General features: G+C 31.9%; 3 protein-coding genes. 2 read left to right on the top strand and 1 reads right to left on the bottom strand.

Annotated elements, in window-relative coordinates:
* Positions 1 to 16 precede the first annotated feature (16 nt).
* A complete protein-coding gene (locus ACKI3Q_RS09535) occupies positions 17 to 1,777 on the top strand; it encodes an MATE family efflux transporter (protein WP_407416358.1) in 1,761 nt (586 codons plus the stop codon).
* A 378-nt stretch (positions 1,778 to 2,155) separates the two neighbouring features.
* Here ACKI3Q_RS09535 and ACKI3Q_RS09530 read toward each other — a convergent pair whose 3' ends face one another.
* Positions 2,156 to 2,977, bottom strand: coding sequence for a 4Fe-4S binding protein (locus tag ACKI3Q_RS09530; RefSeq protein WP_407416357.1), 822 nt, complete (start codon positions 2,975 to 2,977; stop codon positions 2,156 to 2,158).
* A gap of 159 nt (positions 2,978 to 3,136) precedes the next feature.
* Between ACKI3Q_RS09530 and ACKI3Q_RS09525 the strand changes: the two genes are divergently transcribed.
* On the top strand, positions 3,137 to 11,569 hold an 8,433-nt coding region (locus ACKI3Q_RS09525; protein WP_407416356.1), incomplete at its 3' end, for an AMP-binding protein.

Below are 11,569 nucleotides of genomic sequence, written 5' to 3'. Positions count from 1 at the left end.
TAATGGGGTGTTTTGTATGTATGAAAGAAAATATGATTTATTAAAAAGTAAATTCAATGAATTTTTATTGCCTACATTACTTACGGCTATGGCAAATAATATATGTATATTTTGTGATGCATTAATCGTAAGTTTTTTAGTAGGTTCTTTTAATTTGGCTGCGATACAGGTTGTTGTTCCTGTTGTCACATTTGTAAATTTAATTTATTGGGCTATTGGAATGGGAGGCAGTGTTTTGATGTCTTCATCGAAAGCTGAATATGATAATTTTAAAGGCAATGCTTATTTTACGGTTTCAATAATTAGTTTAGTAATTTTTGGAATTATATTTGCAGTTTTAGGAATGGTATTTATCGATCCTATTGCTCAATTTTTATGCATTGCCACTAAAAATGGAGGAATTCAATTAGTTTCTCTTGTAAAAAATTATCTTTTCATTACATTAATTGGAATTCCATTCATGTGTTATCTGATGAGTATGTCATATTTTATACGTGCTGATGGAATACCTAGATTGCCTTTAATTGCAGTTATAATTACTAATTTGGTAAATATAGCTATGGATTTCGTTTTTATCCGCTTTTTTGGAATGGGTATTGGTGGTGCTGCTCTTGCTACTGTATTTGGAGATATTGCCGCTTCAGTTGTTATTTCATATTATTTCCTGAGTAGTAAACGCACTCTTAAGATGTTATCAATTTCAAAAATCAAATTCAATCAATTCATTTCATACTTAAAGGATATTATTGTTTCAGGTTTTCCTCCTGCTTCAATACAACTTTTCATAACGTTAAAATTATTTATTATTAACTATTTGATTCAAATTGTAATTGGTGGTGTGGGTCTTGTAGCATTCAGTGTTTGTGACAATGTTTCATTTTTGATTTATATGTTTGCAATAGGAATAAGCCAAACAATGGCTCCAATTGTATCGGTATATTATCAGGAGGAAGATTATGCTTCAGTTAGATACACAATAAAAAGGGCTATTAAATTTGCCATAATTTCTAGTGCAATTCTAATGTCAATATTTATCATTTATCCGGATGGCTTACTGTTTCTTTTCAGTATTAAAAATCCTGCAGATATTCCTATTGTAACTGATGCAATCAGGTTGTATTCATTAAGTTTCATGGGCCTTGTCGTTTGTTTTGTAATGACATACTATGCAGAAGCCATTAAACGGGAGAGATATTCCTTTATGATTTCCATTATTGAAGGTTTTATCGTTCCTGTAGGTGTTGCAATATTGCTCATTCCTTTATTGGGATCTACAGGTATATGGATTGCATTTTTAATTGCTGAGATTGTTGCAATAATTTTCATGTTTGCTTACTCAAAATACACGGAAAGAAAAACCAATGGTGAATATTCAGGTTTCTTTTTGCTTAAAAAGCAAGACAAGGAAAATGTGCTTGATTTATCTGTAAATGCTAATAATAATGAGATTGTAGATTTGGTTCATCAAGTTCGGGGCTATCTTAAGTCAATGGGCATCAGTGACTTAATTTCAACAAGAGTGGCATTGGCTATTGAAGAAATGCTTGTAACTATAGTAAACACCAATGAAAAACTTGGACCAATAGATGTTTTAGTTAAAATTAAAAGTGAAAATATTTTAATTTCCATTAAAGACCAAGGTGTGGAGTTTAACCCTACTACTAAAAGGGAAAACAATAAGTTTGATAATATTGCTCTGTTGCTGAAAATTGCAGATAAAGTTGATTATGCAAGAGTATTGGGTTTGAATAGTACTGTAATCACAATTAAAAATTAAAATTTTGAAATGGGATTATCAAACCCATTTATTTTTTTAAAGATTTTTTAGATAGTTCTAAATCCGTGCTGTAAACATAATTCACTGGTAATTGGTTAATATAATATGGGGATTGGGGAGTGATTCTCATGCCATTTTCAACATGAAACCAGTCCAAGGAACCAGAAATTGCATAATCCTGATTCGCCATTGCTGATTGGTGATGTTAAAGATAATGATGTTGTAAAGGAAATTGATGATCCAAGCTATATTGATTCACAAACAAGATTTGTTAACTTATAATATAACAATTTTAATTTTTAAAAATTTATTAATTTATAATACAATAATTTTTTTTATTGATGAGTGAAAATACTTAATTTTTCAAATTAAACCTGTTTATAATTTTAGAGCATCATTCGGACAACTGTGAACACAATCAAGGCACAATATGCATTCCGTACCGTTTTTTCTTTTTCTGGAATTGTTTAACATTTCAACATCCATCGGGCATGCTCTTACACATTTGCCACAACTGATGCATTTATTTTCATTAACTTTAACTCTTAAAAGTGAAAAGTAACTTGAAATCTTTAAAAATACAGTAATCGGACATACATATTTGCAAAACGCACGATTATCTTTAAGATAAAATGCCATAGCAATCCCAAGAATATAGTAAATAATATTTCCTAAAATAAACAGGAAAAATATCATCGAATCAAGATTAGCAACTTTAAAAACAATTAGTGAACATACACTGCATGATATTGCTGCAAATAATATGTATCTGACATACCCCCACGGTTTCCTTTCGTTTTGAGGGGTTTTATAAGGCAGCAAATCCAATATCATTGCTGTCCAGCAGGCATAGCCGCACCATCCACGGCCAAACAGTAATGGCCCAAGAATCTTTGCAATTAGAAAATGAATAACGGCACCTTCAAAAACACCTAAACTTAAATAATACCAAAATCCGGACAGGGACAAGTTTTCATGACCTAAAATGCCAACATAAAAAAACAGGTAACATCCAACTGCAAGCATAATCAGGTTTCTTGCGTATCTGTTATTTCTAGCCATCATGAACAGTCCAACAGCTATTGCAGTTCCGATATAGAGGAAATTGAATATGAAAAATGTGTTGGAAGTTGTAATATATACCAAAACAGAAATCACGATGAAAACTAACTCCATAATTATTGGTGCTTTAATGTTCATATATAATTATATTTTTAATCACAGTAATTAATTTTATCGCTATCCTATTATTAGATATTATTTATTTTTTTTAAAATTATTAAAGAAAATTTTTAAAATTATTAATATAGTTAAACATAATAATATATAATTAAGTGAATTGTATTCAAAGGTGTGATGATGAAATTTTATGAAATAAAGTTTGCTTTTAACCATGAACAGATAGACGAAAAGCAGTTAGATATGATATTTAATAGGATTGTAAACTTGTTGGATTTACGTTTTGATGATAATTTAATTTCTTATCGTCAAAAAAATGATGAAAATGCTTATGAACTCAAGGAAGTTAGTGATGAGGCATTTGAAAATGAAATGAGTACTTTTTTCAAATTCACATTCAAGGACATTATAAATGTTCCATTATATAAATTTTTAGTCCTAAAAAGACACAATGGATTAACTATTTTAGCAAATATTCACTCTTCAATCTTTGACTACTCAGCAATAAACGTCATCAAAGAGTTATTCAACAACCCTTATGAAGTCAATATTCCAAAAACCACTAGCCCTTATTTTGAAGAGTATGAAGAATATTTAAATTCACAGGATTTTGAAAATGATTGCAGCTATTGGAACAATAAACTTTTAGATGCTGAAGATTATGTCAAATATTTCAATATAAAATCAAATAATTATCGAAGCATAGGCTTTTCGATTGAAAACGAATCACTTCTCACTTTTCTAAAAAATCATAAAATTTCAAGATATAATTTTTTTACTGCTATTTTTTCACTGTATCTGTCCCGTGCTGATTCAACTGAAGGATGTCTATTAAAATCATCAATCAACACTGATGAAGTTGTTTTTGGGCCACATACCAAAAATACTTTGTTGATGATAGATTATTATAAAAATGATACCTTTGAAGAATATTTAAACAGAATCCAAGAAAATTATGAAGAAGCCATAAATCATACCAAAGTGCGTATTGAAGATTATGTTGACAATTCATTTTATTATGCAATACACGATTTCACAAATTTAAATGATATTGATGTTAAAAATGGTGACGGATCAGCTCTAACATTCAATATATATAATGATTCAATCGATATCATCTATAATTATGAGATATTTTCAGATATTTACATCCGATATATGATAGAAAACATAAAACATTTAATAGATAATGTTTTGGAAGGCATCAACCAACACTGTGGAGATTTAGAAGTTTTATCAATCGGAAATCAGTATGATTTTAATGGGTTATATGAATTAACCGACTCTCAAAGGATTGTTTATTCAGATGCTCAAAATGCCCCTGGCACTAGATACAATAATCCTCTCAAAATAGGATTGGGAAATTTATACTCTGTAACAAAAATTAAAAAAGCCATAAATAGATTACTTAAATTACATCCAATTTTAACTTCACGTATTATTGAAGAGGGATACTTATTAGGTTTTGATGCCAAACCCCCTATACTGAGAGGGTCAGTGGAAGACATTGAAACATTTGTCCGGCCTTTTGAACTAAATAGGTATCTGTCCCGCTTTTTAATTGTAGAAGATAAAAATAAAGTATTTTTATGTATGGATTTCCACAGTTTGATTTTTGATGCAAATTCATTCAACACAATAATAAACAGTTTATTAAAAATCTTGAATGATGAAAATACTGAATTGGTGGATACCGGCATTTTAAGACAAATATCATTTGAAGAAGTTGTAAATAATTCTGAATATAGGGATCATGCCCAAAAGTTCTATAACAACATATTGTCTGAAAGGGATGACATAAATGATTTGGTATTTTCCGTTGCCGAAGACAGCTCCAAATCTTATGTTGAACGATTCAGCATTGATGAAGAAAATTTAACTTTATTTTTAGATAATCATAATATAACTCACGAACAATTTTTCACAAGCGTATTTGCATATACACTATCAAGATTTACAGGATCTCCTAAAGTCCTATTTAATTTAATTACTGATGGCAGGGCGCATCTGGGTCTGTCTGATTCAGTTGGAATGTTTTTCCAAACATCTCCTGTACTTATGCAATGCGACAATCAAAGTGTTGAATCTTTCATGAATTATTCCCGTGATATAATCGATAATGTAAGCAAATTTGACTTGTATTCTTTTATGGAATTGGTGTTTGATTATCAGCTGGAAAATTCAGTTTCATTTGGTGTTTTACAGGATATCTTTTCGTCTACAATTGATATGGAATTTGAAATGTTGAAAAAGGATATGTGGGATAATTTTTCAGTAGTGGTCTATTATGCAAAAAAGGATATTCTGGAAATACGAATATTCTACTCTGAAAAATTCTCGGACAATTTTGTAAAACACTTTGTCGATTCATTTAAATTAATATTGGAGGGCATAATTAATGAAAAGATGTTATCAGATATTAATTATATTGATGAATCTGATTTAAAACTTTTAGACGGTTATAATGAAACTGAACGTAAATTGATGTTCGATGACATTCTGGAAGCATTTAACTTTAATTTATTTAAAGATCCAAACAAACCTCTCGTATCATATAAGGATAAGGTTTATAGCTATAGTCAAGGTGCATTTATCTCAGATAAGCTCGCCACCACTTTAAAGGATGCTTGTGTTGGTGTAGGGGATAATGTTGCTTTTTTAGTTGAACGGTCTGAATTGTATATGTTCTGTGTTTTGGGTGTTTTATCAACTGGCGCCGCATATGTTCCTTTAGATGATGCCCATCCGGATGAACGTATTAAGTTCATATTAAATGATACTGACGCTAATGTTATTATTGTTAGTGATGGAACTTATAATCGTGTCAAATCCCTAAATGATGATGCAATCCTCATAAACATTTCCGACATTGTCAATGGAGAAATTGGTGAGTTAAATAGTTTGCCTGTGGTTAAAGGAGATATTGCTTGTATTCTTTATACTAGTGGGTCCACCGGTCTTCCTAAAGGTGTAAAAATTAAAAGGTATGCTATTTTAAACAGTGTGGAATCCTCTGCCGTTAAATATGATATAACTAATGATGATGTTTATGGTTTATTTGCTACAATTGGATTTAACATAGCTTCACTTGGAATATGTCAAAGTTTTTATACAGGAGCTTGCTTATCTGTAGTTCCGAATGATGTTAAATTTAATATGGTAAAATTAAATGATTATTTTATTGAACAGGGAGTTACAATTACATTGATTATAACACAAGTAGGAAAACTTTACATGGAAACTATTAAAGAATCTCCATTGAAGCTTATTTCTGTAGGTGGTGAAAAACTAGGGGAATTTGATAATCCTAATGATTATATGTTCATTAATGGATTTGGTCTTACGGAAGTATTTTCGTTTATTACCGGAATTTATGATGACAAAAAAATCGATTCGTCTTCAATTGGTTTTTGGAATTTCAATACTAAGATATATATTTTGGATAATGAGTTTAGGCGTGTGCCTATTGGAGCTGTTGGTGAGTTATGCATTTCAGGTTATCAAGTTTCAGAAGGATATCTAAATAGGGAAGAGGAAAACACCAAAGCATTCGTAAAAAACCCATTTAACGATAGCAAGGGTTATGAAGTTTTATTCCGTACTGGTGACATGGTGAGAATATTGCCTGATGGAACATTGGGAATTATCGGACGTCGCGATACCCAAGTAAAAGTCAGAGGAAACCGTGTAGAATTATCTGAAGTCGAATCTGTCATTCGTCAATTGAATCATGTGACTAACGTTAGTGTCCAGACGGTAAAACATGAGTCCAATAATGAATTGGTAGCATATGTTGTTGTAGATAACGACTGTGATGAGGAAAAACTCAGGAAAAATGTTTTGGAGCATGTATATGAAAACAAGCCTTCATTTATGGTTCCTTCATATGTAATTAAAATGGATGAAATTCCAATGAATGTCCACGGTAAAGTGGATAAGCGTGCATTGCCTGAAGTTTCAACTGATAATTTACGTGCCCAATATGTCGCTCCAACAAATGAAACTGAAAGAATAATCGTTGAAGCTTTTGAAACAGTACTTGATCAGGATGGAATTAGTTTATATGATGACTTTGTTCGTTTAGGTGGAGATTCTATCAAGTCCATTCGTGTGATTTCACTGATTCAAAAAGAAGGCATACCATGCAAGGCCAAGGATATCTTAACATATAAGACTCCTTATATGATTGCTCGCAATATCGGGGAGAAAGTTGAGGTTTCATATGATGCGGTTGAAGGTTCTGTTGATTTGCTGCCTATTCAAAGTTATTTCTTTGATAAGATAAACAGGAATGATTTTACACAGGAATTTGTCTTTGAATCTGCAGATAATTTGGATTTGGAGATTCTACAGGAAGCTTGGAATAAGTTATCTGATGTTCATGATATGTTAAGGGCAACTTATAATGTGGAAGATGGTGAGGTCGTTCAAGAAATACTTCCATTGAATACCCAAGTTTGTAAATTAAATGAATTTAATATATATGAAGATTTAGATGAAAACATTTCCGAAATAATTGAAAATGCTAAGAATTCTCTTGATATTTCAAATAAACTGAGTGATGTAAGTTTAGTTCATTATGGTGAAAAATCCTACCTTGTATTTGTTATTCATCACTTGATTGTTGATGATGTAAGTTGGAGTGTTTTATTGGATGATTTAACATATATTTACACTCAGATGGTTGATGGAAATGAAATAAACCTTTCAAGACCTTACCCTTATAAATTATGGGTAAATGATGTTAAAAAACTTGTGGAAGACATATCTGAAGAAGAAAAAGAGCATTGGGTTAAAATTAACAGTTTATTGGATGATTCTTCCATTAAAGGCAAAGCTAAATCTTTCAATTATACTCTAAAAAATATTAGTTTTGATGTTGATAACTTATTGGGTTTGTCTGAAGAGGAGTATTTTGCTTTGAGCATTGCCCGTGCATATAAAAAGACTTATGGTAAGGATATTATTTTCAATCATGAGTCTTATGGTCGTGAGGAAAGTTTAGCTGATGTGAACAGGACAATTGGATGGTTTACTACCCAATATCCTATTTTTGTTGATGTGGGTGACGGTTATGATTCAATTTCATTGACAGCAGATGCTTTTAAACTTAAAAGGGCATTTAAGGAAATCAAAAATCAGGGTTTGAATTATTCTTCTTTGATTTATAATGTTGGTGAGTTAGAGTTTAAGCATTGCCCGGTTACTTTAAACTTTTTGAGCACTGAATTTGCATATAAAAATGAATTATTCGAAACATTTAACATTCAAAGTGATTCAGATAGGCTGGAATTGTGTGATGTTAATCATTATGGTGTTGATTTTAATGTTCTGCATGTTGATGATGATTATGTGATGACTGCTGAGTGCGCTGACGGCACTTATATTGATAATAGATTCGCTGAGTTTATTGAGAATATTATGTATGAGTTGGAATTCATAGCCGGCCATAATTTTGAAGATGGTATAGTTTGCGGATTATCTGAATCTCAATTGGGTATTTATTTGGATGAAAAGGTTCATGATAAAGGTACTGCTTATACGGTTCCTGGATTAGTCAGATGCGATTCCAAGTTTAGTGTTGATGAAATTAAAGATGCAATTTTGACTTTGATTGATAAGCATCCGGTATTAAAAGGACGTATTGTTGATATGAATGAAATGCCTCTTATAATCTGCGATGCATCTCCTGAAATTGGATTAACTGATAGTGATGATTATTCTGATTTGATTAAATTGTTTGATTTGGAAAAATCACTTTCCCGTTTCTATATTATTAATAATGATAATGGAAAAGCAATATTTTATGATGTTCATCATATTATTTCTGATGCTACAAGTTTAGGATTGATTTCAAAAGAGTTAAAGGATATTTTAGATGGAAAATTATCTGATGATGTTGATTTGGGCTTTGTTTATGCAAGTCTTGATTCCTTTGAATCACAATTTAGGCCAGGTTATGAAGAAGCTCATGCTTTCTATGCTAAACAATTTGCTGATGTGGAAGAGGTTAATAATTTATTGGAAGATTTGGAAGGTCATCATTCGGCGGTTTCACTTCCAATTCATGGTATTCGTGAAGATATTGAAAAATTCGCTCATGATAAAGGAATTACTGTAGGTATTTTATTGAATGCAGTATTTGCATATACATACTCTCGTTTTGTAGGAAGCGACAAGGTTTACTTTAATTTCACTGAACATGGACGTCATGAAGAGAAAATACAAAATGCTTTGGGAATGTTTGTTCGCACTATCCCTCTTATGGTGGATTGTAAAAATGATTCTATTGACAGTTATTTAACCAAATTCTCTGATTTGGCTTTGAATTCAATGATAAATGCTGTTTATCCATTCAGATTGCTTGCCAGTGAGTTTAATTTAAATAATGATGTTATTTTTGAGTATAATTTTGATTTAAATGATGTATCTCATATTAAAGATGAGATGGTTGTAGAAGAGCCTATTGTAGAATTTGTTTCTGATTTCTTATGTGTGGTTAATGATTTGGATGATGGTTTTGTGGTTCGTATTGACCATTCTGACATGTATTCTGATGGCACAATCGTTAGATTTGTTGAATCTTATCGTGAAATTCTAATTCAGATGTTGGAGAAAGAGGAATTGTCTGAAATTGAATTTATTTCTAAAACTGATATTGATTTGTTGGACGGTTATAATCAAACAGAACATGAATTTGAGTATGATGATATTTTAGATAGGTTTAATTCCAATTTGGGTGAATATGAGGACAGTCTTCTTGTTGGTTATGAAGATACCAGTTATACTCATGGTCAGGGAGCTTTTATCATTAATGAAGTTGCTAAAATGTTGAGGGATAATGGTGTTGAGAAGCAGGACTTTGTTGGATTGTTTGTTGAACGTTCTGAATGGTTCCTTTTGGCCAGTATGGGTGTTTTATCAATTGGTAGTATTTATGTTCCGATTGATGTGACTTATCCTGATGAGCGTATACAGTTTATGTTAGGTGATACTGGTGCGGGTGTTGTTATTGTAACTGATGAGACTGAACAGTGTATGGCTAATATCATTGTTGAAAATGATTTGGATATTGAAATTTTAAATGTTTCCAGTATTTTGGAGGATAATGTTGGAAGTTTAACAAGTATTGGAACTGTTGAATATTCTGATGATGATATTGCTTGTGTTTTATATACTAGTGGTACTACTGGTGTTCCTAAAGGTGTTTTAGTTACTCGTGAAGCGGTTAATAATTTTGTTTATTGGTATGTTGAAGAGACTAATTTCACATCTGATGATATTTATGGTATGCACTGTTCATATGTATTTGATATTCATACTGCTGCTTTATATGCTCCTGTTGCAGTGGGTGGTGGATTGTATGTTGTTCCGGAGGATATTAGGTTGGATTTAAGTGCATTGAATGATTATTATGTGAAATATGGATGTACTCATACTTATATTACAAGTCAGGTTGGAAAACTTTTTGCTGAAAGTGGTATGGATACTACAATTAAGTTGTTGTGTTTCGGTGGTATGAAGCTTGGTGAGTTGGATGCTCCGGATTCCATTGGGCCGTTTGAGACTTATGGTCCTTCTGAAAACTTGGCAGTTTCTACTAGTATCTTTGCAAATGAGCGTATTCATCATTCCAGTATTGGTAGGTTCATTAGCAATGTTAAAGGTTATGTGTTGGATAGTGAGCAACGTAGGTTGCCTATTGGTGCAGTTGGAGAATTATATTTGGCTGGTGCTCAGTTAACTCCTGGTTATCTGAATCGTGAAGAGGAAACTGAAAAGGCTTTCTTTGACAATACTTTTGATGATGATGAAGGTTATGAACGATTATATTGTACTGGGGATGTTGTTAGGTTCTTGCCGGATGGTACTTTGAGTATTATTGGTCGTCGTGATAGTCAGGTAAAAATCAGAGGAAATCGTGTGGAACTGTCTGAAGTGGAAGATGTGATAAGAAACATTGAGTATCTGGAAGATGTAACTGTTCAAACAGTAGTTCATGATGATAATAATGAATTGGTGGCTTATGTTGTTGTTAATAATGATTTGGATGGTGATGAGTTAACTGAAGCAGTTCGCAGTTTTGTAGGGGATTGTAAACCTGAATATATGATGCCATCATTTGTTGTCAGGTTGGATGAGATTCCTTTAAATGTTAATGGTAAGGTTGACAAGCGTGCTTTGCCTGATGTTGACCGTGGCAGTTTGCTTGTAGAGTATGTTGCTCCTTCCACTGAAGCTGAAAAATTAATTGTACATGCATTTGAAGAAGTCTTTAATCAGGATAAGATTGGTGTTTATGATGATTTTGTCCGTCTTGGTGGTGATTCACTGACTGCAATTAAAGTGTTGTCTTATCTTGATGGTTATAATGTTACTGCGGCGGATATTTTGAGTTTGCGTACTCCATTTGCTATTGCTGAAAGTATTAAAGAGGATACGTTGGATTTGGATGTTTATACTTTAGAAGAGGGTTGTCCTTTAAATGAGTCTCAATTGAATGTATACTTGGATATTGTTGCAAATGATAAATTTGATATTTATCTTATTCCAACTATTGTGGATATAGCTAAGGATTATGAGGTTGAGGAGATATTGGAAGCGTTGGATGTT

The sequence above is a fragment of the Methanobrevibacter sp. genome (assembly GCF_045636185.1).
Classification (GTDB): Archaea; Methanobacteriota; Methanobacteria; order Methanobacteriales; family Methanobacteriaceae; genus Methanocatella.
This window is presented reverse-complemented; position numbering and strand designations above follow the sequence as displayed.

What these genes read in the sequence shown, in the direction of transcription:
- ACKI3Q_RS09530 (WP_407416357.1), bottom strand. Translation starts at nt 2,977, where the DNA reads ATGAACATTAAAGCACCAATAATTATGGAGTTAGTTTTCATCGTGATT.
- ACKI3Q_RS09535 (WP_407416358.1), top strand. Translation starts at nt 17, where the DNA reads ATGTATGAAAGAAAATATGATTTATTAAAAAGTAAATTCAATGAATTT.